Consider the following 26,267-nt stretch of genomic DNA (forward strand, 5'->3'; position numbering starts at 1 on the left):
GAGAAAAAACCAGCCTTAATACCAGGCCTCCAATTCGACACCAATAATCCGGGGGGCGTCGAGGGGGGAGTAAAACAAGCCATCCGTACCGAACGCAAGATTTTCAATGGCCAAGCCACTGCCTCGGCGTTCGTCGCTAAGGTTATCGCCAAAGATCCGCACCGCCCAACGGCCGGATTTGTAACCTGCCTGTAGTCCAAAGGTCTCCACCGCGTCCTGAATGGCGTCACCGCGGGCGCGCAGCGCCATTTTTCCAGTAAAACCGGCTTCGCCGCGCACAAAGAAGCCGTTCGGCCATTCATATCGCAGCGCCAGGCCACCATCATATTCGGGTACCAGCTGGATTGATTGGCCTTTTACATTGGTCGTATCATCGAGTTGTAGGTCGCGATATTCCGCGTCGACATAACCGATATGTGCATCGACCGAGAGCGCGTCCGTAACCTGCCAATGGCCTTCAAGCTCCGCGCCCTGACTGCGGATTGAGGCATCGGAACTGATAAAATCCGAACTGACGGGCCTGCCTGTTTCGTCGGTTGCAATCTGCACTTCCTGCCAGCTGTCGGAGGTGATGTGGAAAACTGCGCCCGAGGCACGCATGCGCCGGTCGGCGGAACGCCATTTGAATCCGATTTCCCGGCTCCACAGCGCTTCGCTGTCATAGGATATGATATCCGGGTCGCTATAGCCCTGTTGAACCGCCACAAGGTTGAAGCCGCCGGGGATATAGCCTTTGGCCAACGTCGCATGCACGGAAAAATTGTTGCTCACCGTATAGTGTGCGGCAAGCCTTGGTAGGAAAGCCTCGTAGGTCTCGGTAAGGTCTGCGTCAACATAGTACACGATCGATCCGTATCCGAGATCAAGCTGGCCCTGTTTCTGCTGTGTACTGCGTGTGGCATTGTCGTACCTGAGCCCGCCGCTCAGCCTCAACTTTGGCGTGAGGTACCAATTGACTGATCCGAAAACGCCATAGTCTTCGCTTTCCTTGCGTTGGGCGGGTGCCGCGATATAGGAGTCAAGCCCGCCGGTGCCGATAAAGCTTGCCTTGGCGTTTTCTTCATAATCCTGGTAGTAAGAAACGCCAATAATATAGTCGATGACATCGACTTCAGGCGATGAAAAACGCGCTTCCAGGTTGGTAAAGGCTTCTTGCTCTTTTTCAGATGCCGAGACCAGCGGCGAAGCCGTTAGGTCGAAATCAAGGCCCATGGCATTCTCTTCGAGCTTACGATAGGAGGCTGCAAGATCGAGTGAGCCGTAGTCGAGAGCTTGGGTGGCACTGATGCCTATTACCCATTCCTCTTCCGTCGTTAATTTTGGCGCGTCCTCAAAAGTCGTCCATCCGTCCGCCCTGCGGCCGCCATTGGCATAATCGGCGTACAGCGCATTGTAGCGATCGATGTCCAGCGGCATATACTGCTGGTCAAACAGGCCCGGCGCGTCCATGTCGAGCCAATAGGCCGTGGCGTTCACCGTGAGCGTGTCAGTTGGTGTCCAACGCAGCCTTCCCTGGAGAAAGGTCTCGTCGATTTTTCCGGTCTCGCCGGTCGAAGTCCCGAGATTCTTCACATAGGCATCTTCTTCCGCGACATTGAATGCAATGGACCCGGCGAGTTTGTCCCTGATAATCGGGCCGGATATAAAACCATCAGTCTCGAGGCCATTGCCGGACTCGAAGTCGATACCCGTCAAACGCAGTTCAGCACTGACTTCTTCCGAGGGTTGCTTGGTGCTAACGATGATCAGCCCGGATTCAGTGTTCGCGCCATAGAGTGTGGCCTGGGGGCCGCGGAGCACCTCGATGGACTGGGTCTGGTTCAAAACCGAATTGCTGAGTTCGCGAAAGGGAATGCCATCAATATATATCGCCGCACGGTTGATAATGAAAGGATTGGATTCCACACCCCGGACGGTAATGTAGATACTGCCGCGTTGCCCGGATTCACTAAACTGGACATTGGGGGCCAAATCGTCAATACGACGGAAGTCTCGCAGTCTAACCTCATCGATCATATTACTGTCGATGATCGTTGCCGAGAGGTCGGATTCGATCAAGGTGGTATCGCGTTTGCTACCGGTCACGATCGTTTCTTCGATATGAGGGGAGTCATCGTTGCCGACTTGTTCGGCTGCGGTGGATTGCAGTGACAGTACGGTTATTCCAAGCGGAATGACCGATAGGGCTGAGAAACGGGCTTTCGAAATCATACAGAATTGCGTTCCAGAAGAGGTGGGTATTAAAGCGAGAACAACGTAATCCATAGTTGCGCGTCGCTCAGCTCCGGAACGGACAATTGCTCCATTTTCGCCAGTACTGATATGATATGTTGTAACTAAAAATGGGAGCGCGGCCAGATGGATCCCGGTGACCGTATTGTGAGCTCGCTGTCGTCGCAGGCACCGGCAGCGTCAATTATTACCAATGCAGAACGATCCGTAGTGCTGGTTCGATCGTTCTTTCCCGCAACCGAAGGTGTCGAGGACTTCGGAGCGCATTTGAAGATGGGGCTCTGCATATCCGGCGGCGGTACGGTTAAATACAACGCCCGCGGTCGACTTTCGACATTGAATTGGCATCCGGGGGATTTTTTGGTGCGGACACCACTGCGCGGCACGGAATTCGCCTCACCCGATGTCGATATGCTGGGTCTGGCGATTGAACCGAGCGCCGCCGGTTCGAGGGAGGGCATTTGTTGTGCTCTCGAAGAGCTCGACAATATTCCCTCTCGCGTTGTGAGGGATGAAGTTATACGGTCCGTTCTGGTAGCCATTTGGACATGCGCGGAGTATCACGGACCCAGTTCTGCGTTTATCGATGAAGGCATCGATATTATTCTGCGGCGGGTAACGACGCAGCGGGGCCAGCTCGCCCCCGCTGGTAATGTTCGGGCGTTGAATCAAAGACAGATCGGTCGGGTCAGGGAGTATGTACTAGGCCGGATTGCCCACGATATCCGGGTTCCCGAGTTGGCGGCGGCGCTTGGTATGGAGCCGAGGCGTTTCTCACGAGCCTTGCGCGCGGCGACCGGCGTTGCGCCATATAGTTATTTGGTCGGTTTGCGCATGATTGAGGCCAAGAGAATGCTGGATGACGGCAAGAATGTGATTGATACGGCGCTCTGTGTTGGTTACCAGAATCCGGGAAAGTTTTCCGCGGCGTTTCGACGCGTCGTAGGCTGTACACCCTCACAATGGAGAGGGAGGCGTTGACATTTGTCCGACAATCGCCTGTCGGTGGTCTACGACGCGAGCCTCCACAGGCCCACGCCGTTACACGGCGTGGACAGCGTTGAGATCGCCCCGCGCTGGTCGCTGAGGACGGAGGAGACATGCAGATCGTCGCGCAGATGGCTTTCCGGTAATCCCGCTTCTATACATGCCGCGACTAGCCGAGCTGCTGCTGCAAGGCGCGTCGATATGCCGTGATACCCGGTATCAACCCAATGGCCAGTGCACCGGCAACAATCGCCAGTAGATAGACCAACGAATCCGGGGTGATCAGGCTACTGTCGAAAAACAGACTGAAACGCTCGGCCAGAGCATCCCTGGAAGCGCTGGTGGCCAGGGCCAGTAATGCCACGGCGGCCAGTGTCGCGCCGACTGTAATCAGCAGGGCCTCGGCCTCCACCAGGGCCAGTAGAAACCAGGGCGAGGCACCGATGGCGCGCATGACCGCGATCTCCCGCTGGCGCTCGCGAATCGAGGCCAGCAGCATGGCGGCAAGCCCCAGCAGGGAGGCGAGCAGCACCAGCGCGGAGATCAGTCGCAGGGTGTTTTCCATCACCGCCATCATCTGCCACAGCTGGGTAAGGGTCACGCCGGGCAGGATGGCCGTCAGGGGTTCCCCCGGGTAGGTGTTGATCTGCCGCTGCAGGCGGAAGGTCGCGAGCCGGGATTTCAGGCCGACCATGAAGGCGGTGATGCTTTCCGGCGTCAGGTCTTGCTCCTTTATGTTTTCCACCGTAGCCGGCAGGCCAGGCAGCTTCACTCCGCCCTGCCAGCCGATATGGATGGCTTCGATACCCTCCAGGCTGACGTGCAGGGTCTGGTCCACCGGCGTGCCGGTGGGTTCGAGGATGCCGGCGACTCGGAAGGGGTTGGCGTCGTGCCGGCTGAAACTGGTGCTGCCCAGGCCGTGGGCGAGGGTCAACTCGTCGCCAAGCCGGTAGCCGAGAGTTCGCGCTACCTCGCTGCCGAGCACCACATCGAACAGATCGGAGAAGGGCGACCCCATCGCCAGCGCCAGTGATCTGCCCTGGCCGAAGCGAAAGTGGGTGAAGTAGTCGGTGGTCGTTCCCATCACCCGGTAGCCCTGGTGGGAATCTCCCAGGGAAATGGGAATGGTCCAGGCAACATTCGGGTCCGCCGCGATATCCCGGTAGCTCTGCCAGGCGAGATTGTTGGTGGCGTTGCCCAGCCGGAATACCGAGTAGAGAAGGAGATTGATGTCGCCAGTGCGGGCGCCGACGACCAGGTCGATCCCGGAGACGGTATTGCCGAAACTGCTCCTGGCCTGGTGGCGGATCTGTTCCACGCCCAGAAGTACAAAAACACTGACCGCGATCGCCAGGAAGGTGAGTACGGCGGAACCCCGGCGGTTCCACAGGCTGGATAGCGCGAGGCGGAAAAACATCAGTGACAGCCTTCCGCCCGGTTGATATCCGCCAGGGCCTCGGTTCTGGAAAAGCGATCCGCCAGTGCCAGGTCGTGGCTGACAAACACCAGCGCGGTGCGACACTCCCCGGCCTGGTTCAGCAGCAGCGACAGGAAAGCATCGCGATTTTCCCGGTCCAGCGCCGAGGTGGGTTCATCCGCTATCAACAAGGCGGGACGATTGACCAGGGCCCGGGCGATCGCCACCCGCTGTTGCTGGCCGATGCTGAGGCGCGAGGCGCTCTGGTGGTGTTGCTCCTCGGCAAGCCCCAGTGCGAGCAGCAGTTCCCTGGCCCGGCCGCTGGCCCCGGTGGCGCCGGCAAACCCCGCTGCCAGGCGAATATTGTCCACGGCGCCCAGGTAGGGGATGAGGTTGAACTGCTGGAACACCACCCCGATATGGCGGGCGCGCCACTTGTCGCGTTGCCGGGCTCCGAGCGTGTTGATCGCCTTACCCTGCACCTCGATGGTTCCGCTGTCCGGTAGCAGGATGCCCGCGAGCAGGTTCAGCAGGGTGGATTTGCCGGCTCCCGACGGGCCGTGGAGGAAGATCCGCTCGCCGGTTTCGACGGTCCATCGGGGGATATCCAGTATTGGCGCTTTGTCGTAGTGAAAACGGAGGTTTTGTACAGATACCACCAAGGCCCGGGCTCCCGTAACAGTATCGCGAATGGTGTTGGGATACGATATAACTTACCATAACGACGGGCCCGCTGTTTGGCTTTTTTGTGACATCCGGAAGAGGAAGGCGTTTTGCTACAGTCGCAACTATCTTTTTTGACGCGGTTCGCCAGTGTCCTGACTTTGCTGCCACTATTGTCGCTGTGTGCGGGTTTCGCGCAGGCCCAGGAGGAAAAGGCGACGGAGGGCGATGGCTACCGCACCATCGAATGGATCGATTTGATGCCGGAGGACGACCTGGACGCTCTGCTCAATCCGCCCGAATCATTGAACAACATTGCCGATGGCTCGGCAGAGGACCAGATCGCCAGCCAAATGCAATTGGCCATCGAGCAAGCCAGTGACAGCCGCTATCAGCAGGCATTGATATCGACCCGGGTAGTGTCGACGTTTGATGGCCAGGCAATACGGCTGCCGGGTTTTATCGTACCCCTGGAGTTTGGTGAAGAACAGCGGGTCACCAAGTTTTTCCTGGTACCGTATTTTGGCGCGTGCATCCATATGCCGCCACCGCCGCCCAACCAAATCGTTTATGCTGAGTACGATGAAGGTTTCCAGCTACAGTCGGTTTACGAACCGTTTTGGCTGTCGGGCCAGCTCAGCACGACGACCACCGAGAACGAGCTCGCCACCGCCGCCTATGCCATCGCGGTGGAGCGGGTCGAGCCCTACACCGAAGAGTAAGGGCTATTGGCCAGCACACACTCGAGCAGTTCCGCTTCCAGGGTTTCGAATGAATACGCGTCGCTACTGATACACTCGACACGGCTGTCCACGCAGTCGTCCAGTTCGACCGCGGTCAGCACGTTGTCGGCCTTGTTGTAGGCGGTAATGCCCTGGTCGGTGATAAATACCCCTTTGACCCGCTCCGCATCGACGCCAAGTAGCAGGGCGTAGAGCTTGCGCGCGTCGAAGGTCCACCCGGGGTTGAATATCCAGCCCCGACTGAAAAAGCCTTCCCCCTTATTCTCAATACACAGGTAGCCCGTCTCGGGGATCTCGGGCGTTTCCAGGATCGATGACGAGGTCTTCCGTTCGCTATCGCGGTGTTCGTCGTGAGGATGCAGGGGGGCATGGTGGCCGGCCGGTGCCGCCAGCCAGTCGAGCCGCAATGCCCCCTGGCTTACCTGGAAGACCGATTTGTCCCCGAGATTCGCCGTGCGCTCCAAAAAGTCCAGTAGCGCGGGAAAGTCCGCGCTTTGGTAGCGGTCGGCCTTGTTGGCGACAATCACGTCGGCAATGGCTAGCTGCTGGTTGAAGGTGGGGTGGCTGGTATAGCGATCCTCGTGCACCTTGCGGGCATCGATCAGCGTGATGGTGGCCCGCAGGTCCAGGAGTTCCCGGTAGTAGTCAGTGCCCAGCACGGCCAGTACTTCCCGGGGATGGCCGAGGCCGGTGGGTTCGATCAGCAGGCGGTGTGGCCTGGCGCGGGCAAGTAGCCTGTTCAGGGCAATCTGCATGGGCAGTCCGGCGGCGCAACACATGCATCCACCGGGTACCTCGCGAACAAAAATACCCGATTCCTCGGTTTCCTGCCCGGTGATCAGGCCGCCGTCGATGCCCACCTCGCCAAATTCGTTGACCAGCACCGCCCAGCGCTCGTCAGCGGGCTTTTGCTTGAGCAAGTTCAGGATGGCGGTGGATTTGCCGACGCCCAGGAAGCCGGTAATGACATTGGTGGGGATGGCTTTCAGTTTTGACATGGCGACTATTCGACAATACTAGAGTTTCAGGGAGAAGCCCGGGCCGGCGGCCTAGCGCCCCTGCCACAGGCTTTGCTCGGGACGGGCAGCGGTGAAAAGCAGCGTGTCCCGCGGCGCCAGCCACAGCGGACGCGCGCGATTGGTCTGGGTGCCTTCAACGTCCATCAGCACGGCGTTGTACAGGCTGAGGCGAAGCCCGGTGTCGGCGGCAATTGTGAAATAGAGCCAGGCTGCATCGTGGCCGATCTCCATGCCCAGCAGTCTGCCCGGGCGGAAGACTTCCCCGGACTCGCTGTGCAGCAGGAAACGCTCGGCCAGGTACGCGAGGGTTTGGCTGCGGACATCCGGGTTGTCCGCCAGCACCACTGTCTCACCCCTGCGCCAGGTAAGGGCGGTTTCCAGGTCCTCTGGCAGCACCCGCAGGGATACTTCCAGGGTGTCGCCGTCATCGTTCCAGCCGAGCTCGGCGAAACTGGTGTGCCAGGGGTGGGCGAGCGCCCCGGGCGCGCCGACAAGAAGTGCCAGGAAAATGATCAAAGACAGTCGGTTCATGGCAAATTCTCAATAAATGGGCTGTTCCCACTTCTCCTGCTCATCCCGGCGCATCGGGTTCGGTTCTTCCTTCTCCTTGAACAGCTTGAAGCGGCTGGTTTCGGGCTTGCGCGGCCAGGCGTTATTGGCCGTGTCGGCGTCGGCGGTACTGCGATAGGGGTCGAATTCAATGCCGGTGATTTCCCTGTCGGTAATAAACAGCTTGGTGACCTCGTTCGCATTGCGGCGCCAGATTTCCGCGGGAATCTGCAGCTCTTCCACTTCGCCGTCGCCATAGGTAATGCGCAGGGGCAGGGGGGTTACCAGGCCGCCGATGTTGCGGAAGGTCACCGCGTAGAAGTTCTTGTCGACGCTCAGCAGGGCCTTCTCACGGTCCGTGAGGGACTGTTGCAGCTGCTCGTATTGGGCATAGTCCCAGGGTGTCACGGAGAATTCGTCGCTCTCGGTGTAGAAGTCCCGCAGCTGGGGGTAGCGTTGCAGCAGGGTTTCAGCCTCCGCGTTGCGCTGCTGGCCGAGAGTGGGTTCCCGTTCGTCCTTCTGCGTTTTCTGCCAGGCTTTTTCCACCTCGGGATTGCCGGTGTCGAGCTGGTACAGGGCGATATTGTCCACGGCTACGTCCACATACTCGGTGCCGTAGAACCAGCCGCGCCAGAACCAGTCCAAATCCACCGCGGAGGCGTCTTCCATGCTGCGGAAGAAATCAGCCGGCGTGGGGCGCTTGAACTTCCAGCGGGTGGCGTACTCGCGGAAAGCGTGATCGAACAGCTCCCGTCCCATAATGGATTCGCGCAAGATGTTCAGTGCCGTGGCGGGCTTGGCGTAGGCGTTGCTGCCAAACTGGTAAATGGATTCGGAGTTGGTCATGATCGGCACCTGCGGTGCGCTGATCATATACTCCACGATCTTTTCGGGTTCGCCGCGGCGGGACGGGTATTCCTCCTCCCAGGCCTGCTCGGTCACGAACTGCAGGAAGGTGTTCAAGCCCTCGTCCATCCAGGTCCACTGGCGCTCGTCGGAGTTGACGATCATCGGGAAGTAGTTGTGTCCCACCTCATGGATGATGACGGAAATCAGGCCGTATTTGCTGCGCTCCCAGGTCTTGTCGTCGGGCTTCTGCCTGACATCCCAGTAGGTGCCGTCTTTATAGGGGCGCGGTTTGTTGAAGGTGATCATCGGGTACTCCATGCCGCCCACCGGTCCGTTCACCGAGATGGACACCGGATAGGGGTACTCGAAGGTAAAGCGGCTGTAGACGTCGATGGTGTGGGCAACCGCGGGCGTGGAATACTGGCTCCACAGGGGTTCGGCTTCGTTGGGGTAGAAGGACATGGCGAGCACGTCGCGGGAGCCGCTCTTTGCCATTCGCGCGTCCCAGATGAACTTGCGCGAGCTGGCGAAGGCGAAGTCGCGCACATTCTCGGCGCGGAAGCGCCAGGTTTTTTTCACCGAGGCGCGGCTGCTCTCGTTTTGCTTTGCTTCCTCTGGCGTCACGATAAAACGTTGCTCGGTGGAGGTCTGGGCCTTTTCGTAGCGCTGGCGCTGTTTGCGGCTCAGAACGTCGCCGGGGTTTTGCAGCACGCCGGTGGCGGCCACGATATGGTCGGCCGGCACGGTTATGGCCACCTCGAAGGTGCCCAGTTCCAGGGTGAACTCGCCATTGCCGAGGAACTGCTTGTTTTGCCAGCCCTGGTAGTCGGTATAGGCCGCCACGCGGGGGTACCACTGGGCGATTTCGTAGAGGTAGTTCTCATCCGCCTCGAAGTACTCGTAGCCGCCGCGGGCGCCGACCGCCGTGGCGTCGATGATGTTGTGCTCCCAGGCCACGGAGAAGCGGAATTGCTCGCCGGGCGCCAGGGCTTCGGCCAGATCGATACGCAGCATGGTCTTGTTGACGGTGTAGTTTAGGGCCTTGCCGTTGGCGTCCTCTATGGCTTTCAGGTCCACGCCGCCCTCAAAATCCTGGCGTGTCAGCAGGTTGGCCAGGGTCTTGTAGGGGAATTGCTCGAAGTCCGGCGCGGTCTTGGTCAGCATGTCATCCGAGTCGGGCCGGAAGCGGTTCTGGTCGAGCTGCAGCCAGATATAGCGCAGGCTGTGCGGGCTCTGGTTGTGGTAGGTGATGGTCTCGCGGCCGATCAGGCGCTGGGCGCGGTCGTCAATGGTCACTTCGATGTCGTAGTCGGCGCGCTGCTGCCAGTAGACCGGCCCCGGCGCGCCGGACGCCAGGCGGGTCTCGGTCGGGGTGTCCAGCAGGTAGTCGAGTTGGGCGAACTTTTCCGGCCCGCTTTGCCTGTCGGTGGCATGGAGGGTGGGGCTGATGCTGAAGGCGAGCAGTGCCAGAAGCCCTAGGGCGGTTCGTGTCGGGTGCATGTGTGGACCTTTTTAAAAAGAATCTGGAATAAGTGACATAGCGCTTATCTGTTATATGTATAAGACGTAGGGGGTCGTTCGCACCTCAAGAAAATCTCCCTCGACGCTGGGTATTGGCGTCAAATTCGTGTTTCATGGGCTACGCGCTCTTTTACAGCGGGGAAGATTCTCCGGGTCGCCGATCACCTGATACGGCGACCGCTCTCTGTAAAGGGCAGTTGGCTGCACTGTGCTATGGGTCGCCGGTATCGCAGTCGTCGCACTGCGCGCTTCCGCACAGGGCATGGTTCCGCAGGTGGCTGATGGCGACCAGTGACGCCCCTGACAGCGAGGCGATCTTCTCTCCGGCTTCTCCCAGCAGGTCGTGGCCAAAGAGTACCGCCAGGGTAAGCAAGGCAAGCCCCGGCAAGCCGGGTATCAACACACTCAGATGGCGGTGCCGCCGGCACCCCAAGGTCAGGGCGAACAGGCTGGAGGGGATCACCGCCAGTAGCATCCACTGGTGGAAGCGCTCGTCGCCAACGGCGGTGCCGGCCAGGGCGGGCAACATGATCACTGCGATAGGAAGCAGCAGGCAGTGAATGGCGCAGACCAGCGAAAGTCCGATGGCCGCCTTGTCGACGTTCAGAGGAAGGGAAATCACATGGTCTCCTTGTAATGGCCGTTTTCCTTTGCACGGCTCGGAGCGGTGGTGGCTCTGCTCATGGGGGGTCACTTGAAGACAAGGTGGGTCCGGGCATCGTCCAGTGTTGCCATGCCCTGTCGACCGTTCACTATCCATTGCACCTGCAATGACTGGATGCCGGGGAAGCGGCCCTGGAGTTGGATCCACATCGAATCCAGCTCCTGCGGCCGTTCGCAACGGTAGCGGTAGCTTGCGCGGATATCGCTGTGCGGCCGGGCCTGGTGGTGCTGGTCATGGTGTTTGCCGCCGTTTTCTTCGGCGGCGCGATTTCCCCTGTCTACCTCGCTGCCTGTGATCGATTCGCCGAAATCCACATGGTGCCCCTTCAGCCGGCACTGTGCCGCGCCGGTCTGAAAGAGTTTTTTGGTGTCCTGTAGTTTGTCCCTCGCATTGAGGATTGCGCTTTGCTGCTCGGGGCTGCTGGCCGCGCCTTCAAATCCCAGGAGGTTGACCGCCGGGGAGAGCAACTCGATTTCCAGTTGCTCTCCCTCGAGAGCCACCAACAACCCGGCGCTGCCATGGGCATGGGCTTCCTGGCTGACAGCGGCGGACATTGTCGGTACCGGGGTCTTCGCGCGGTCTCCATGGCGGCCCTGGGCAGCGGCGATACCCGCGTCCGCCGCGATACCCAACGTCACGGGTATCAGTAGTATGAAGGGCGACATGGTCCAGTCCTCACGGCGCGAACGGCTAGAACGTCCCGCGCAAGCCAAAGCGGAAGCCGCGGCCGGGAAGTGGCGCCTGGTCCTTCAGGAAAGACGTGTGCACCCGCGCTTCCTCATCGGTCAGGTTCATGCCTTTGAGGTAAACCGTCATGCCGCCGAGATCGCCGCTGAAGGTGTAGGCCAGCTCCGCGTCGACCAGGGTGTAGGCATCCGTGGTGGTCTCCAGATCCGCCACTTCGTCCTGCTCGAAATGGTGGGCGACTGCCAGCTCCACTTCCCAGCCCTTGCTCTGGTAGATCAGCTCAGTACCGATCCGCACCGGCGGAATTCGCGGCAGGTTGCCGCCCTCATCCAGTTTGCCGCGCACGCTGTCACCCCACAGGTTGAGGGTGAACGGTGCGGCGATCTGCCAGCCGAGCTGGGTCTCAAGACCGTAGAACGTGGCGTCCACTTGCTCAAAAACATAGACCGGTAGCGCACGGTGATCATGCCCGTGTTCCTCGGCTTCACCGTCCCCGTGGTCGTGCCCCAGGATGTCTTCGCTGTCCAGGCCGGTATTGCGCTCGTAGTAGTAATCGTCAATCTGGTTGTAGAACAGATTGACCACCCAGCCGATATCGCCGGAATGCTTGCGCAGGGTCAGGTCGATATTGTTGGAGACCTCCTCTTCCACGTTGTCGATGTAGTGGAAATGCGGGTCATCCGAGGCGTGCAGGAAAAAAAGCGCGCCCACTTCAAAAGCGCCGCTGCCAATGTGGGGGCCGAAGGAAAACAGTTCGGCGGCGCTGGGGGCTCGCTGGGCGTGGCTCAGTGAAATGCCGGCGTTGTATTGTTCGGCAAAATCCCAGACCATCCCCGCGGAGAGGCTGAGCGGCGTGAATTCCATCTCGTCGAAGTGCAGCAGGGAGTGCTCGTGGTCCCCGCCTTCTTCCTCCTCCCCATGGTGGTGTTCTTCCCATTCAATGGGGTCCGCGTCGATGGTGACTCGCTCGACACGCGCCCCCAGTTGCCACAAAAAATCGCCGAGGTGTTTCTCGCCCATCAGCGCCACGGCAAAACTGTCGGTGGTGCTGGGCGGGGTGAAGGCCTCTTCGCCCGTCGCCGCGAAATCGGTGGTTTCCGCCTCCAGGGACAGTGCTCCTCGCCAACCGGCCATATCCTGCAGCAGCAGGTCGACACGGGCCTGGATGGTTTCGTTGCTGAAGGTGGTGCCGGCCTCGCCATTTTCGATTTCGGTGTGTTCGTAGTCGGTATAGCCGAGGCGGGTGTTCAGGCCACTCAGCCAGGCATTGTCGATTGCCAACTCACTGATCATTTGCCAGCGGTCCTGCTTTAATTACGCATAGACCCCCTGGCCCTCGGCTTCATGCCTGTCGTCGTCATGGTGCTCTTCTTCACCGTGATCCTCGTCGTGAAGATCCTCCCCGTGTTCTTCCTCATGGCCGTGACTATGGCCGGGAATGCCGTACTCCTGCTCCAGGCGCCCGTAAGACAGGCCGACGTAGCCGTTGTCCAGTAGCCAGCTGGCGCCGAGGTTGAGGCCCTTGCCTTCCGCGGCGCTGTCGCTCAACACCCCGTCTTCAGACGTCCCGTGCTCTTCATCCTCATGATCATGGTCGTCACCGTGAGCGGCTTCGGCCTCCGCGGCGCCGGGAATCTCGTAGTCATCGCCATCGCGCCAGAAGCCATCGATATGAAGGGCGAGCCGATCGCTCCCGCCGTTGTATTCCAGAGCAGCCTGATCGCCGTCGTTAACGGTGTCGCGCTCAAGCAGGAATGCGCCCCGGCTTTCACTCGAGGAGGGCACCCGATCATCCACGATATTGACAACACCTCCGATGGCGCCCGAGCCGTAAAGCAGGGTGGCCGGCCCGCGCAGGATTTCGATCTGCCGGGCGGTGGTGGCCTCGGTGGCCACAAAATGGTCGGGACCCACCCGGGAGGCGTCGCTCGCATCCAGGCCGTTCTGGGTGATCAGTACCCTGGGGCCGTTCAGGCCGCGGATAATCGGGCTGCTGGCCACCGGCCCGAAGTAGCTGGAGTGCACCCCGACCTCGTTCTTCAGGGTCTCCCCGAGGGTCGGGGCCTGCTTGCGACGTAAATCTTCGCCAGCCACCACCGTTACCGGCTGTGCCGACTCCATGGTCGAGGTGTGCAGCGGTGTGCCGATAACATCGATGTTCTCGATAGCCGATGCCGCCAGCACAATGGACAGGGCTTCCCGCTGCCCCGGTTCCAGGCGCAGGGCCTTGTGACTGTAGCCGGGCGCGGTGATGTGAAGTTCAACCGCCTCCGAGGTGCCGGTGTCCAGGTTAAAGCGGCCTTCGGGATTGCTGCGGCCGACTTCCCGTGAGCCGACGACACTAACCGTGGCGCCGCCAATGGCCCGGCCGGTTGTGTCGGTGACCTGCCCCGACAGGGCGTTGGCCAGGCCGGAGCAGGTCAGTAGTGTAAGAAGGCTCGCTGCGCGTTTCATCAATGGGTCCTTATTGCGTGTTGTGTAAAGTCGAAGATATCCACCGTGCGATTCACATGGCATCGAGGGTGAGCAGGAGTCGCGGTTGGCCGGTCTCGACCGCGGGGGAGCGGTGCACCAGGCCGGCGCCCTCGTTGCCTTGCCAGGCTTCACCCTTGAGCAGCGCCACATCCCCGGCCGCCAGTTGTTGAATGGCGCGGGGCGAGGGGTACAGGCCACTTGCAGCATCATCCAGGCCGCCACTGGCGACGCCGAGTTTGCCGCGGTCCACACTGTGGTTTGGCAACCACTCGGTGCCCGCGCCGGTGTAGGTGCAAATCAGTCGACAGGTCACCCGGTCAACATGGAATTTCGGGCACATGGCGCTGGTCAGCGCGCCCAGGCGCAGGCCGACGCACTGGAGATCGAACAGACAGCTGAACATGTCCGACAGCAAGTGAAGATCAGCCCTGAGTCGCGGGCAGCTCTCCAGCCCGGGAAGGAACCGGTCGAATGACGCCAGTCGGGCAGTGGGCAGTGTCAGCTTGAGGCCGTTGAACCCCTGGTCCGCAAGCAGCCACCGGGCCTCCGCCGCCAGGGACGGGTCGGGTTGGCGCTGCCAGACCGCCAGATTGACCTCGTCCCGATAGATCCCCGCCAGGGCATCGGGATCGTCGCCAACCCCGGCGTGTACCGTGTTCGGCACGATTGTCGGCACGATTGTCGGCACGGTTGTCGGCGCGGTGGCGGTCATGCTTCACTCCCCCACGCCGGGAAGGGATCGGGTAGGCCCTGCCAGTATTCACGCCCGGCCAGCAGTTCATCCTCGCTCAGCAGGCAATTGTCCAGCGCGCGCACGAACTGGTCCCGGTCCAGGTTTTGGCCAATAAACACCAGTTCCTGGCGCATGTCCCCAAAGGGCTCCTGCCAATTTGACCGAATGGCCGCCAGGTAGTCTTCATCTTCCGGCCAGCGCGCTTTGGGCACGGCTTTCCAGAACATGCCGGCGAAGCCATGGCGCGCCATGCCGCCGGCCTGGCTCCACTGCCCGGCGAATTCCGGGCGGCTGGCCAGCCAGAAATAGCCCTTGGAGCGAATGAGCTTGCCCTGGATGTCCCTGCCGTGCAGGAAGTCATAGAATTTCTGGGGGTGAAACGGCCGCCGGGCGGTGTAGGTAAAGCTGCCGATGCCGTACTCCTCGGTTTCCGGCACGTGTTCGCCGCGCATTTCCTTGAGCCATCCCGGGGCCTGCTGGGCCCGCTCGAAGCTGAATTTCCCGGTACCCAGCACCTGGTCGATAGCCACCTGTCCCTGTTGGATGGGCACGATGGCCGCCTCGGTATTCAGGGTTTTGAGCACGGCGATGAGGCGATGCAGTGTGGCCTCGTCCACCAGGTCGGTTTTGCTGACCAGGATGACGTCGGCGAACTCCACCTGGTCCACCAGCAGGTCGGCCACGCTGCGTTCGTCTTCTTCGCCAAGGTGTTCGCCGGTTTCCTGGAGAAATTTCGCCTCGTCGTAATCGCCAAGAAAATTCAACGCATCCACCACGGTGACCATGGTGTCAAGCGTGGCTACATCGGACAGGCTACCCCCGTCTTCGTCGGCAAAGGTAAAGGTTTCCGCCACCGGCAGGGGTTCGGAAATACCGGTGGATTCGATCAGCAGGTAGTCAAAGCGCCCCTCGCCGGCCAGCCGGCGCACCTCCAGCAGCAGATCCTCCCGCAGGGTGCAGCAGATACAGCCGTTGCTCATCTCCACCAGTTTTTCTTCGCTGCGGTTCAGTTGTACTTCGTTTTGCACGGCGCTGGCGTCGATATTGATTTCGCTCATATCGTTGACGATGACCGCCACCCGACGGCCTTCCCGGTTGTTCAGCACATGACTCAGTACCGTGGTTTTGCCCGCGCCGAGAAAGCCGGACAGGACGGTGACCGGTAGTTTTTGAGCGGCGTTCGCCATAGTGCTATTCCCTCTCTTCCCGCTTGGCCTAAACCCAGGGGTGGTCGTTGGTGGTGCGGTGCAATGACATGCGGGCAGGCCCGACGGATACCGGTCGCCCAAAGCAAGAAATGTTACAACATATCATATATGGCTTGTGGGAACCGGGCAAGCGTTGTGTGTTGGCGCGTAGTGTTCGCCACGATATTGGGGCGGGGTCGGGGTCGGGGTCGGGGTCGGGGGCGGGGTCGGGGTCGGGGAGGCGGCCCTGGGGGCGGTTTACCCGGCTCCGGCCTCCGGGCCGGTTTTTTGTGCGCGCGGTCCCGCGTGCGGGGTTTTGCTCCAGTTCGACCGGGGGATTTAAAACTTGCAAAAAATGCAAGATAATGCCGGAGCACGCCATCTAAAAAACTGGAGAGGAAAAAAACCGTGAAGCGCTCCCTGCTGATCTTTCTCGCCGTCACCGCGGCCAGCCTGCCGGTGGCGGCTCGCCCGCCGGCGCCGTTGACACCGGCACAGGTGGACCTCATCGCCGAGCAGGCCCTGGAGGATTTCGGTGTGCCGGGCATGGCGGTTGCCGTCATCCAGCCGTCGCAACCCGCCATGACCCGGGGCTACGGCAGGCGGGTATACGACCAGGCGGGGGAGGTGGGCGCGCAGACCCTGTTCGGTATCGGCTCGATCTCCAAGGCCTTTACTACCGCGGCGCTGGCGCAGTTGGTGGAACAGGGAAAGCTGTCCTGGGACGACCGGGTGGTGGATCACCTGCCCGAGTTCCGCATGAATGATCCCTGGGTGACACGGCAGTTCCAGGTCCGGGACCTGGTCACTCATCGCTCGGGCCTGCCGCCCTACGCGGGCGACCTGGTGATACTCAGCGAGGAAAAAGCCAACCGTGAGGCGATTTACCGCGCGCTGGCGAACTTTCCCGCCGCCAGCAGCTTTCGCACCGAATTCGCCTACGACAACCTGCTCTACGTGGTCGCCGGAGATCTGCTGGAGCGACTGTCCGGCCTGAGCTGGGGAGACTACGTGGCGCGGCACTTGCTGGAACCGCTGGGCATGTCGGATTGTGAACCCAGTGTCGAGCGTGTACCCGACGGCGCCGAGCGTGCCGCGGCGCACGATCTGGCCGACGGGAAATTGAGCGTGGTGGATTTCCCGCTGCCGCCAGTGACCGAGGCGGCCGGTGGTATATTTTGTAATGCCTCGGGCATGGCGCGGTGGGTGCGCTTCAACTTGGGGGTGTCGGGCGCCGACGCCGCCGACGTGCTGAGCCGCGATAGCGTCGAGGAGTTGTGGCGTCCGGTGACGCCAATACCGGTCGCGCCCCATCTGCGGACCTATGGCGGCAGCAGCTTTAGCGCCTATGGCCTGGGTTGGTTCGTGAGCGACAGCTATGGCACGCTCAACGCGCAGCACGGCGGCGGCCTGCCGGGCATGGTGAGCTACCTTAGCCTGTATCCCGAGGCCGGGCTCGGTGTGATGGTTATGACCAATCGCAGCTCCGGTGCCGCCCGGGCCGTTGCCATGCAGATTGCCGAGCAGGCCTTTACCGAGCAGCCGCGGGACATTATCGCCGCGCTCGCACAGGGCCCCGCGGGCGCTGGCGAGGCGGTGGTGGGCGAAGACGCCGGGGTTGAATCGGCCGCGGCGCCGCGGCCGGCCCTGCCGCTGGCGCGCTACGCGGGCCGGTATACCGATGCCTGGTTTGGTGATGTCGATGTCAGGGTGGTCGACGGGGCGCTGCACATGGATCTCGGCTCCGCGGATCTCACCGGCGTACTCGAGCCCGTGGACGGCGATCGATTTATTGCCCGTTGGGCGAACCGGGGACTGCGCGCGGATGCCTACGTAATGTTTCGAGTCAACGGTGCTGGCGACGTGGTGGGGGCGGCAATGGAGGCAGAGTCCTCACATACCGACCCGTCCTTTGACTTTCACGACCTGGACCTGGAAAAGGTGCCCGCCGATGCCTCCTGAAATCCCGGTGGATAACGCCGGCGGGCCGGCCGGGGATCGCGTGGGGGATCGCCTGCGGGAGCTGCGCAAGGAGCGCAAGCTGACGCTGGAGGCGCTGTCGGCGAAGACGGGAATCTCCGTGTCCTCGCTGTCGCGCATTGAGAATACGCGGCTGTCGCTCAATGTTGAGAAAATCCAGGCCCTGGCCGCGGCGCTCGGCGTGCCGCCGGAAACGTTTTTCAGCGGCGAATCGCGCGACGCTCCCGAGACGGTCGCCCGTGGCGGCGAGGCGCGGCTGGTGATCGACCGGCGCCGCCTTCGCCATCCGACCAGCGCCGGCGAGGTGCACCAGTTTCACTTGTTCCAGGAGCTCAAGGACAGCCGGCTGGAGACTATCTATTTCGAGATCGATCCGGTTTCCATCTGGGACTCGGAGTTCGTCAAGCACCCCGGCGAGAAAACCCTCTACGTGATAGAGGGTGACCTGATCATCTATGCGCAGGGCCGCTGTCCGCAGCTGCTGGAAACCGGCGACGCGCTGTTTATGGATGGCAGCGTCTGGCATTCCACGGTGGCCGCCAATGGCCTGCCCGCCCGCGTTTTCACCGTGTACCTGGCCAGTGGCGACCCCGGGACTTTCGAGACCCGCTTCTTTACTTCCGAACAGTGGGACGCGTTAGAGGAATAGCCATAATTTGCAGTAAAAGCAATATTTGACAAAAAATTGCAATAAATGCAAACTCCTGTCGTCATAGCTATCAGCCGACAGGAGATTCCCTGGTGAAACTGACCGCCAGCCGGCGCTTTATCGAACTCAATCAACCCTTCCGTGTGACCTTCGGTACCCTGACCGGGCTCGACGTCATCGATGTGGAAGTGTCCGATGGCGATTACACGGGGCGGGGCCAGTGCTGCCCCATGAGTATCTACAAGCAGACCGCGGACAGCACGCTGGCGGACATCGCGGCGGTGACTCCCGCGATCGAAGTCGGCGAGATCGATCGCGCCGCGCTGCAGACCCTGATGCCACCGTCCTCGGCGCGCAACGCGCTCGATTGTGCCCTGTGGGATCTCGAGGCCAAGCGCCGCGGTGTCAGTGCCTGGGAAGTGGCGGGCCTGCCGCCCCGGGAGACCCTGGAGTCGGACGTCTCACTCGGTATCGACACGCCGCGGGACATGGCCGCCCGGGCCGCCGACTTGCGCGAAGCTTCCTGCATCAAGCTCAAGCTCGGTGGCGAGCACGACCTGGACTGCGTGGCCGCGGTACGCGCCGAGCTGCCGGATATGCCGCTGTTCGTGGATGTGAACTGCGGCTGGAATCTGGCGCAACTGAACGAATACGCGCCGCGCCTGCAAGAGCTGGGCGTGTTTATGATCGAGCAGCCGCTGCCACCGGAGCAGGATGCGGAACTGGATGGCTACACCGGCCCCGTGCCGTTGTGCGCGGATGAATCCTGTCACGATCGCGGCGATTTGCCGCGTCTGGCCGGACGCTTCGCCTACGTCAATATCAAGCTGGACAAAACCGGCGGGCTGACCGAGGCCCTGGCCCTGGCGGAAGCCGCCGACGCGGCGGGTTTCCGTTGCATGGTGGGCTGCATGCTCGGTTCGGGCATCGCCATGGCGCCGGCCTACATTCTGGGCACGCGCTGCGAGGTCGTGGACCTCGACGTGCCGCTGATCGCCCGTCGCCAGGGCGACGATTATGTGCATCACGACGGAGCCCGGCTCCACCTGTTCAATTCATCGGTCTGGGGCTGAGGCCTCGTTGGGAGAGTTCATAATGGCAATTCACAAAGCATCCCTGTCATCGCGCAAGACATTGTTGGCGCTGGCCACCGCATCCGGCCTGGGCATCGCCGCCCAGGCTGTAGTGGCGGCGCAGTTGGAGGAGGTCGTGGTAACGGCCCAGAAACGCAGCCAGGGCATGCAGGATGTGTCCGCTTCGATCGCCGCCCTGTCCGGCGCGGACCTGGCTGAAACCGGCACCGACAGTTTTGCCGACTATTTCAGCTCGGTACCGAGCCTGACCATGGTGGAGCAGGGCCCCGGCCTTTCGACCCTGGCCATTCGCGGCATTACCACCGGCGGTGTGCGCAATGACGAGCCGCAGAACAAAGAGACCGTGGGGGTGTACATCGATGAAACCCCCATTGCCATCAACGGCTTCAATCCGGACCTCGGCCTCTACGACATCCAGCGCGTGGAAGTGCTGCGGGGGCCCCAGGGCACGCTGTACGGCTCCGGTTCGCTGGGCGGTACGATTCGCATCATCACCAACAAACCGAATTTCGACACGCTTGAAGGTTCCGCCGAGCTGACGGGTTCCCATACCAGGGAGGGGGGCGCCAACTCCGGGCTGAAGGGCGCGATCAACCTGCCGCTGGTGGATGATCGCGTGGCCCTGCGTGCCGTCGCCTACCGCAGCGATTACGATGGCTACCTCGACAACACCGCCACCGGCAAGGACAATGCTAACACCCAGCTTACAGAAGGCGCCCGCCTGCAACTGGGCGCGCAGATCACCGACCGCCTCGACCTGAACCTGAGCTACATGCTGCACCAGCTGGAAACCGGCGCGCGCTCCGAGCAGACCGGCGACTACAGCTTCGCCACCCGGGCCTTCGACGGCCTGGATGACGAGAACAATATCTTTAACCTGACTTTGAACTACGCCTTCGACGGCGCCACGCTCACCTCGTCGACGTCTTACCTCGACAAGGAAACCGTCAACCGGAATTCCCTGGAACACCTGCTGTCGCAGGCGCTGGGCTACGAGTCGGATGCGGTGCTGGAGGACACCACCGAGGTACAGGATTTCTCCCAGGAATTGCGGGTGGCGTCCGCCGGCGGAGGCCCGCTTAACTGGGTGGCGGGTGTGTTCTACCAGGATCGTTCCCGCGACTATACCCAGTTGGGCGCGGTCCCCGGCATCGATGATTACCTGGGTGTTCCGGCGACCGCCCTCGGGGCGCCCGGCGCGGACATGGCTTTCTACGGCACCCAGAACATCGAGCAGGAGCAGCGCGCGGTATTCGGTGAAATCAGCTACGAGTTCCTGCCATCGCTGACCGCCACCATCGGTCTGCGGTACTTCGAGTTCGAGGAAGACTACGACACCTACTCGTCCGGTGTCTTCAACAACGGCGCCGATAGCAGCGACGGCAGCCTGAAGGAAGATGGGGTCACGCCCAAATTCAACCTGTCCTACGCGGTCAATGACGACAGCCTGGTCTACCTCCAGGTGGCCGAGGGTTTCCGCCTTGGCGGTGTCAACACCACCGTGCCGACCGACCTCTGTGCCGCGGACCTCGCCGCGCTGGGGGAGGGGACCAACCCGGATGACTTCGCCTCTGACTCGGTGTGGAACTACGAGATCGGCAGCAAGAACGAATTCATGGATCGTCGCCTGACAGTGAACGGCAGCGTCTACTATGTCGACTGGGAGGACATGCAGACGACCCTGTCGCTGCCGGGCTGTTCGTTCTCCTTCCGTACCAACGCCGGATCCGCGCGCAGCATGGGCCTGGAACTCGAATCCCGCTTCGCCGCCACCGACGCGCTGGAAGTGTACGGCAGCCTGGGTTTGACCGACGCCCGCCTGAAGGAAGACGTCATGTTTAGCGACTGGGAGAAAGGGGATCGCGCGCCGGGCGTGCCGGCGCTGCAGGTGAGCGCGGGCATGCGCTACGGTTTCGAGCTGTTCCAGTATGACGATGCCTATTTGCGCATGGACTATCGCTACACCGGTGAGAGCGACACGCGTTTTGACACCGCGGCGGCTGTCAATCGCAGCTTCGGCGACTACCATGTGCTGGATTTGCGCGCCGGACTGCGGATACCCAACACGCCGGCGGAAATCGCGCTGTTCGTGAAGAACGCGGCCGATAGCGACGGCAAGGTCTATGCGGGGGCTGAGTCCTCCTCCGCGCCGGAGCGGTTTATCACCATACGCCCACGGACCATCGGCCTGACCTTGAGCACGCAGTTCTAGCAGCGCACCTGCGCGAGGAGAGAGCTATCACTACTGCCACATTGGCTTCCATCGCCGGCCTGGTATTGATTTGCCTGGCCGGCGAATGGCTGTCCCGCCGGGGCTGGGGGCGTTACCTGTCCGCGCCGGTGGTGATCATTATCCTGTCCCTATTGGCGTCCAATCTCGGGTTGTTGAGCGTGGAAGCACAGGTGGGCGCGGGCGTCATGGGCTACCTGGTGCCGGGCGCGATCGCGCTGCTGTTGGTGCAAGCCAATTTGCGCAGTTTGTGGCAGACCAGCAGGCACCTGCTGCCAATGTTCGCGCTGGCGGCGGGAGCCACTTTGCTGGTGGGGGCGGTCGCCATGCTGGCGCTCGGTGACGACGCGGAACTCAGGGCGATTGCGCCGGTGTTTGTCGCCACCTATATCGGCGGCTCGGTCAATTTCCTGGCGGCGTCCCAGTCGCTGGCCGAGTCCTCCCCGAATTTGGTGGCCGCCGCGCTCGCGGCCGATGCCATAGTGGGTGTCAGCTACCTGGCGCTGCTCGCCATATATGGCGGGTTTGTCGCCGCGCCCGACGAGAGCGAAGCCGCCGCGCCGGCATCCGCGGCCCACAAGGCCGCGCCGGCTTTCGGTGTGCCGCTCTCGCTATTGTATTGCGTGCTGTTTGCGGTCCTGGCGGTAGCCGCGGCCCACGGCCTGGTTGCCGTCAGCGGTCAGTCGAGCCTGTTTTACCTGTATCTGATCGGCATTGCGGTGGCCGCCGCGAATCTCTGGCCCGGGTTTTTCAGCCGGCTGAGTCTTGCCCCGGGTCTGGGTTTGGCGGGAATGTACCTGTTCTTCGCGGTGATCGGCGCCAGCACGCAGGTGTCCGCACTGGGAGGCTTGATGCTCGGCGTGCTCGGGCTGGCGGCGTTTATTGTCACGGGGCACGCGCTGTTGTTTTTTCTGATCGGCAGGCTGTTCCGGCAGTCCATGCCCGACCTGCTCATTATATCCAACGCCTGCATCCTCGGACCGCCCACCGCCGCGGCGGTGGCTTCGAGTCGCGGCTGGAACCACCTTGTGGCCCCCGGCATGTTGTGCGGAGTCCTCGGCTACGTGGTGGCCAATTTCCTGATCCTGGTGTTGTTGCCGCTGGTAGGCTAGGGTCGCCCACAGGAAACGGAAGTTCGCGACGTTTTGAGCTTAAAGGTTGACCTGTTTTGGCGAAAGCCATAACCTGCGCGCCGCCGTCCATGCGCTACAAGGAGCGTTGCTATGAATTGGTTTGTCGTGGCTGCAGTAGTTATCTTGCTGTTCCTGTATTTCTGGTATGCCGCCATTGTTTCCCGCCGCAACGCCGCCCAGGAAGCCTTCTCCGGAATTGACGTTCAGTTGAAGAAGCGCACTGACCTGATTCCCAACATCCTCAAAATCGCCGCCCGTTTCATGGAGCACGAAAAAAGCCTGCTCAGCGAAATTACCCAGCTGCGTACCGAGGTGATGAAAGCGGCGGAGGCAGGTGGCAGCGCTGGCGCCGGGAAGCGGTTTGAGTTGGAGGCCGCGCTGGAGAACAAGCTGTCGGGATTGATGGTGGCGGTGGAAAACTACCCGGATTTGAAATCCCACGCCAATATGCTGGAGGCCCAGCGGGTATATGCGGATGTCGAGGAGCATATTTCCGCGGCCAGGCGCAGTTACAACGCCGCGGGACGCCGTTTCAGGGATGCCATCCAGATCTTCCCGGGCTCGCTGATTGCCGCGCTGATGGGACTGGAGCCGATGCCCTTCTTTGAAGTGGCGGAAGCGGAGCGCGCGCCGGTTAACGCCGATGACTTCCTGAGGCCGTGAGCTTCCTGCAGTCCCTCTTTCAGGCGAAGGAGGCTATCGGGCAACTTGTCGACGGGACCGCCTACCGAAAGCCCGAGGCGAGGAACACGGCCCTGTCCGAGGAATTCCGGGAGACCATCGAACGCGATGTATTGCCGCTGCTGGAGCCCTTGGAAACGTTTCGCCTGGAAAAACTGGCCAGCAAGAATCGCCGCAAGACCTGGTCTCTGCGCCTCGGCTGGTTACTGTGGTTGCCGACGGTGGCGCTGGACCTCCTTGCGCTGGTGTCGGGAGAGCCGACGTTTTTTTCCCTATTCGTACTCGGTGGCTTCGCCGTCTGGATATTCTACCCTGAGCTTCAGTACAGCCGGCAGTACAAGGAAAAGCTGATGCCGGTGCTGGTGCGCGCCTTTGGCGACTACCAGTACAACAGGGATGGTTGTATCGACCTGGATGCCGTCCAGAAGTTTGATATTGTGCCCTCGTACTCGCGCGCCACCAGTGAAGACCACATTCAGGGCGAAGTGGAGGGCGTTCGGTTTGAGTTTTGTGAGCTGAAACTCGAGCGCAAGGGGAGTAAATCCACTACCACCGTTCACCGTGGCGGAGCCCTCCTGATTACCATGCCATTCCAGTTCGGTGGCTATACCAGGGTCCGGGCGGACTATGGCAAGCTCGGCAATCTGCTGGCGGCGCCGATGGCCTACGACAAGATAGCGCTGGAAAATCCGGAGTTCGAGGATCGTTACGAAGTTCACGGCTCCAGCCAGCAGTACTCCCGCTATATCCTGTCACCGGCAATGATGGAGCGGATCATTGGCCTCGATGACCTGTTCCGCTCCCAGGCCAAGGGCTCGGGCATTACCTGCGAGTTCCGCGGCGACAAGGCCCTGTTCATGTTGTCCTACTTCGGCGACCTCCTGGATAGCGCCGATATTGACGCGTCCACCTATGACCTGGATAAAATGCCGTTGCTGGAACAGGAGCTGGCCATGATTACCGGCATCATCCGCCAGTTGAAACTTGATTCCCTGGCGGCCAGGAATGTTGCGGGGGACCGCCTGGCCGGCCAATGAGGCCCTTATCGGCCACCTGGCGCCAATCTGTGCCTGTCTTTTTATTCTGTTCTGAGTCTGTTTTCGCCACCTAGGCATCGCTAGGCTTTTACTCATACGCGGAACCGGATGAGGAACAGCACAGGCCGATGAACAGGCAGCGCGGTTTACTGCTTTCGACATCCGCCATCTGCGGACTCACCATCCTGGATACCAACCTGGTGTCCATTGTCCTGCCTCAAATCATGGTGGAGATGGGGGAAGGTGACTCACAAATGGTGTGGGTCATGAGCAGTTTTCTTTTGGTATTTTCGTCATTGCTGTTGCCGGCGGGAGCGCTGGCTGACCGTGTCGGCCGCCGTTCGCTGCTTGTGGCGGGGCTGCTGGTATTTGGCGGCGGCGCGCTGGCCTGTAGTTTCGCCTCCAGTATTTTCACCTTGTGCCTGATGCGTGGCGTGCAGGGAGCGGGCGCGGCACTGCTATTGATCCCGGCGCTGGCGACCATTGCCGATACCTTTTTCGCTCCGGACGAGGCTACCAGGGCATGGGGAACCTGGGGAGCGGTGATGGGGCTGTCGATGATTCTGGCGCCGCTCCTGAGCGCCCTCGTGGGGCACGCTCTGGGGTGGCGCTGGGCCTTCCGGGTGGTTGTTCCATTGTGTGTTGGCCTGATTCTGGCGGTAAAGCGTCTGGTCCCGGTGGAGCGGCGGAGGGCGTACTCTGACTTTGACTGGCGCGGTTGCCTGCTCTTCTTTGTCTCCATGTTCGCCTGGGTCTGGTTACTCATCCAGCAACCCCGCACCGGGTGGAGCAGTACAGCGTTGTTGGCCGCGGCGATCGGTGTACTGGGATTGTGGCTTTTTACGCGCACCGAACGGGCGATTCGCGCGCCGATGATGGATCTTCGCCTGTTTGGTTCACCGGCCTTTGTCGGTGCGGTGGTGGCGATGATCGGTTACTCCGCCGCCGCGCAGGTGATGATGGCCCTGCTTCCGCTTTACCTCCAGATTGGCCAGGGGGTACCGTTCCACTTGTCCGGCACGGCGGTGTTGCCCTTTGCGTTGTCCATGTTCCTGTTTCCATACGCCGCGCGCAGGCTGTCCGGGATGCTTCTGTCGCACCACATTCTTTGCCTGGGTCTGTTGATTATTGCACTGGGAAATCTGATTCTCGCCCGGTTTGCAACAGCGACATCGTTGCCGGCGGTCTTCGCGGGGATGGCGGTCCTCGGCGCGGGCGGCGGCCTGATTAACGGGGAAACACAAAAAGCGATCATGGCAGCGGCGCCGGGCGCCAGACGGGGCATGGCTTCGGGCTTGAGTACGACTTCGCGCTTTGTAGCCATGCTCGCTGGATATGCCGCCCTGTCGGCCGTGTTGGCGGAGGGTGTCGAGGTTGAGCTCCACGCGCAGCTCTGTTCCGGCTTGCGTGAGGCGTGTGCCGTTTCGCGCGAAATAACCAGCGCCACGGTGACCGGTCGCTTTGTCGCGCCGGAAGCCCGGGGAATGGTTGATCCGGAGATCGCCATTCGCAGCTACAGGGCGGGATTTGAATCGCTATATATAACCGCAGCTGTGATTGCCTTGATATCGGCGGGCGCCAGCTTTGTGTTGCTGCGTCGCGCGCCGGCGACCGGCCGGGTGGCTGCAAGCCGGTAGGGTCCTGCCTGGCGAGGGGCCGTCTGGCCATCGGGGCGCCGCTTCTCCTCTCTTCATCTGATCTGGTTAAATATTCAAAACCTGAATCTGTTCTGTTCGC

The 26,267-nt window shown here is 61.4% G+C and carries 22 protein-coding genes; 10 read left to right on the top strand and 12 right to left on the bottom strand.

Annotated features, from left to right (window positions below; all coding sequences use genetic code 11):
- Positions 1–15 precede the first annotated feature (15 nt).
- Positions 16–2,211 (bottom strand): TonB-dependent receptor, encoded by a 2,196-nt coding sequence (locus tag JYP50_RS05725; protein ID WP_206559524.1) that lies wholly within the window; start codon positions 2,209–2,211, stop codon positions 16–18.
- A 147-nt stretch (positions 2,212–2,358) separates the two neighbouring features.
- On the opposite strand from JYP50_RS05725, the gene JYP50_RS05730 reads away from it, so the two are divergent.
- Positions 2,359–3,213, top strand: coding sequence for a helix-turn-helix domain-containing protein (locus JYP50_RS05730; RefSeq protein WP_206559525.1), 855 nt, complete (start codon positions 2,359–2,361; stop codon positions 3,211–3,213).
- Between the two features lie 175 nt (positions 3,214–3,388).
- Here the strand turns inward: JYP50_RS05730 and JYP50_RS05735 are convergent, their stop codons facing one another.
- Together JYP50_RS05735 and JYP50_RS05740 are read right to left on the bottom strand one after the other, a co-directional pair.
- On the bottom strand, positions 3,389–4,636 hold the full coding sequence (locus JYP50_RS05735) for an ABC transporter permease (RefSeq protein WP_206559526.1): 1,248 nt from the start codon (positions 4,634–4,636) through the stop codon (positions 3,389–3,391).
- On the bottom strand, positions 4,636–5,295 hold the full coding sequence (locus JYP50_RS05740; RefSeq protein ID WP_347136727.1) for an ABC transporter ATP-binding protein: 660 nt from the start codon (positions 5,293–5,295) through the stop codon (positions 4,636–4,638). The genes JYP50_RS05735 and JYP50_RS05740 overlap by 1 nt, the downstream gene beginning before the upstream one ends.
- Before the next feature lie 165 nt (positions 5,296–5,460).
- Here JYP50_RS05740 and JYP50_RS05745 point away from each other — a divergent pair, with 165 nt between their 5' ends.
- On the top strand, positions 5,461–6,021 hold the full coding sequence (locus JYP50_RS05745) for a DUF3299 domain-containing protein (protein WP_241262866.1): 561 nt from the start codon (positions 5,461–5,463) through the stop codon (positions 6,019–6,021).
- On the opposite strand, the gene JYP50_RS05750 is transcribed toward JYP50_RS05745, so the two are convergent.
- From JYP50_RS05750 to zigA, 9 genes are all read right to left on the bottom strand, one after another.
- Positions 6,006–7,040, bottom strand: coding sequence for a CobW family GTP-binding protein (locus JYP50_RS05750; protein ID WP_206559528.1), 1,035 nt, complete (start codon positions 7,038–7,040; stop codon positions 6,006–6,008). The two genes, JYP50_RS05745 and JYP50_RS05750, sit on opposite strands and share 16 nt — an antisense overlap.
- A 51-nt stretch (positions 7,041–7,091) precedes the next feature.
- A complete protein-coding gene (locus JYP50_RS05755; RefSeq protein WP_206559529.1) occupies positions 7,092–7,592 on the bottom strand; it encodes a DUF6702 family protein in 501 nt (166 codons plus the stop codon).
- 9 nt (positions 7,593–7,601) lie between these two features.
- On the bottom strand, positions 7,602–9,959 hold the full coding sequence (locus JYP50_RS05760) for a M1 family metallopeptidase (RefSeq protein WP_206559530.1): 2,358 nt from the start codon (positions 9,957–9,959) through the stop codon (positions 7,602–7,604).
- A gap of 232 nt (positions 9,960–10,191) precedes the next feature.
- Entirely contained in the window at positions 10,192–10,602 is a 411-nt protein-coding gene (locus JYP50_RS05765) for a MerC domain-containing protein (protein ID WP_347136728.1), read from the bottom strand.
- A gap of 68 nt (positions 10,603–10,670) precedes the next feature.
- Positions 10,671–11,282 carry a DUF2796 domain-containing protein gene (locus JYP50_RS05770; RefSeq protein WP_347136729.1) on the bottom strand — a complete coding sequence of 204 codons (612 nt, stop codon included), beginning with the start codon at positions 11,280–11,282 and terminating at the stop codon, positions 10,671–10,673.
- Positions 11,283–11,334: 52 nt separating this feature from the next.
- Positions 11,335–12,624 (bottom strand): TonB-dependent receptor, encoded by a 1,290-nt coding sequence (locus JYP50_RS22085; RefSeq protein ID WP_347136730.1) that lies wholly within the window; start codon positions 12,622–12,624, stop codon positions 11,335–11,337.
- A 21-nt stretch (positions 12,625–12,645) separates the two neighbouring features.
- The gene (locus tag JYP50_RS22090; protein ID WP_347136731.1) at positions 12,646–13,785 is read right to left on the bottom strand and encodes a TonB-dependent receptor plug domain-containing protein; all 1,140 of its coding nucleotides are present in this window, start codon (positions 13,783–13,785) and stop codon (positions 12,646–12,648) included.
- 52 nt (positions 13,786–13,837) lie between these two features.
- Positions 13,838–14,518 carry a DUF1826 domain-containing protein gene (locus JYP50_RS05780; RefSeq protein WP_206559533.1) on the bottom strand — a complete coding sequence of 227 codons (681 nt, stop codon included), beginning with the start codon at positions 14,516–14,518 and terminating at the stop codon, positions 13,838–13,840.
- Complete coding sequence (gene zigA / locus JYP50_RS05785; protein ID WP_206559534.1) at positions 14,515–15,726, bottom strand: zinc metallochaperone GTPase ZigA; 1,212 nt, start codon at positions 15,724–15,726, stop codon at positions 14,515–14,517. Before zigA ends, JYP50_RS05780 begins: the two co-directional genes overlap by 4 nt.
- Positions 15,727–16,134: 408 nt before the next feature.
- Between zigA and JYP50_RS05790 the strand changes: the two genes are divergently transcribed.
- The 8 genes from JYP50_RS05790 (at position 16,135) to JYP50_RS05825 (ending at position 26,167) form a co-directional block, all read left to right on the top strand.
- A complete protein-coding gene (locus JYP50_RS05790) occupies positions 16,135–17,688 on the top strand; it encodes a serine hydrolase (protein ID WP_206559535.1) in 1,554 nt (517 codons plus the stop codon).
- Positions 17,678–18,355 carry a helix-turn-helix domain-containing protein gene (locus tag JYP50_RS05795; RefSeq protein WP_206559536.1) on the top strand — a complete coding sequence of 226 codons (678 nt, stop codon included), beginning with the start codon at positions 17,678–17,680 and terminating at the stop codon, positions 18,353–18,355. Before JYP50_RS05790 ends, JYP50_RS05795 begins: the two co-directional genes overlap by 11 nt.
- A gap of 92 nt (positions 18,356–18,447) precedes the next feature.
- Positions 18,448–19,428, top strand: coding sequence for an enolase C-terminal domain-like protein (locus JYP50_RS05800; RefSeq protein ID WP_206559537.1), 981 nt, complete (start codon positions 18,448–18,450; stop codon positions 19,426–19,428).
- Between the two features lie 22 nt (positions 19,429–19,450).
- A complete protein-coding gene (locus JYP50_RS05805) occupies positions 19,451–21,661 on the top strand; it encodes a TonB-dependent receptor (RefSeq protein ID WP_206559538.1) in 2,211 nt (736 codons plus the stop codon).
- A gap of 41 nt (positions 21,662–21,702) precedes the next feature.
- On the top strand, positions 21,703–22,791 hold the full coding sequence (locus JYP50_RS05810; RefSeq protein ID WP_206559539.1) for a DUF819 family protein: 1,089 nt from the start codon (positions 21,703–21,705) through the stop codon (positions 22,789–22,791).
- 111 nt (positions 22,792–22,902) lie between these two features.
- On the top strand, positions 22,903–23,475 hold the full coding sequence (locus JYP50_RS05815; RefSeq protein WP_206559540.1) for a LemA family protein: 573 nt from the start codon (positions 22,903–22,905) through the stop codon (positions 23,473–23,475).
- Positions 23,472–24,530: a DUF3137 domain-containing protein gene (locus JYP50_RS05820; RefSeq protein ID WP_206559541.1), complete on the top strand. Its 1,059-nt coding sequence runs from the start codon at positions 23,472–23,474 to the stop codon at positions 24,528–24,530. The genes JYP50_RS05815 and JYP50_RS05820 overlap by 4 nt, the downstream gene beginning before the upstream one ends.
- A 128-nt stretch (positions 24,531–24,658) precedes the next feature.
- Entirely contained in the window at positions 24,659–26,167 is a 1,509-nt protein-coding gene (locus tag JYP50_RS05825) for an MFS transporter (protein ID WP_206559542.1), read from the top strand.
- Positions 26,168–26,267: the final 100 nt, after the last annotated feature.

Source organism: Parahaliea mediterranea, assembly GCF_017255185.1.
Taxonomy (GTDB): Bacteria; Pseudomonadota; Gammaproteobacteria; order Pseudomonadales; family Halieaceae; genus JAFKCZ01.

What these genes read in the sequence shown, in the direction of transcription:
- JYP50_RS05725 (WP_206559524.1), bottom strand. Translation starts at nt 2,211, where the DNA reads ATGATTTCGAAAGCCCGTTTCTCAGCCCTATCGGTCATTCCGCTTGGA.
- JYP50_RS05730 (WP_206559525.1), top strand. Translation starts at nt 2,359, where the DNA reads ATGGATCCCGGTGACCGTATTGTGAGCTCGCTGTCGTCGCAGGCACCG.
- JYP50_RS05735 (WP_206559526.1), bottom strand. Translation starts at nt 4,636, where the DNA reads ATGTTTTTCCGCCTCGCGCTATCCAGCCTGTGGAACCGCCGGGGTTCC.
- JYP50_RS05750 (WP_206559528.1), bottom strand. Translation starts at nt 7,040, where the DNA reads ATGTCAAAACTGAAAGCCATCCCCACCAATGTCATTACCGGCTTCCTG.
- JYP50_RS05755 (WP_206559529.1), bottom strand. Translation starts at nt 7,592, where the DNA reads ATGAACCGACTGTCTTTGATCATTTTCCTGGCACTTCTTGTCGGCGCG.
- JYP50_RS05760 (WP_206559530.1), bottom strand. Translation starts at nt 9,959, where the DNA reads ATGCACCCGACACGAACCGCCCTAGGGCTTCTGGCACTGCTCGCCTTC.
- JYP50_RS22085 (WP_347136730.1), bottom strand. Translation starts at nt 12,624, where the DNA reads ATGATCAGTGAGTTGGCAATCGACAATGCCTGGCTGAGTGGCCTGAAC.
- JYP50_RS22090 (WP_347136731.1), bottom strand. Translation starts at nt 13,785, where the DNA reads ATGAAACGCGCAGCGAGCCTTCTTACACTACTGACCTGCTCCGGCCTG.
- JYP50_RS05780 (WP_206559533.1), bottom strand. Translation starts at nt 14,518, where the DNA reads ATGACCGCCACCGCGCCGACAACCGTGCCGACAATCGTGCCGACAATC.
- zigA (WP_206559534.1), bottom strand. Translation starts at nt 15,726, where the DNA reads ATGGCGAACGCCGCTCAAAAACTACCGGTCACCGTCCTGTCCGGCTTT.
- JYP50_RS05795 (WP_206559536.1), top strand. Translation starts at nt 17,678, where the DNA reads ATGCCTCCTGAAATCCCGGTGGATAACGCCGGCGGGCCGGCCGGGGAT.
- JYP50_RS05805 (WP_206559538.1), top strand. Translation starts at nt 19,451, where the DNA reads ATGGCAATTCACAAAGCATCCCTGTCATCGCGCAAGACATTGTTGGCG.
- JYP50_RS05815 (WP_206559540.1), top strand. Translation starts at nt 22,903, where the DNA reads ATGAATTGGTTTGTCGTGGCTGCAGTAGTTATCTTGCTGTTCCTGTAT.
- JYP50_RS05825 (WP_206559542.1), top strand. Translation starts at nt 24,659, where the DNA reads ATGAACAGGCAGCGCGGTTTACTGCTTTCGACATCCGCCATCTGCGGA.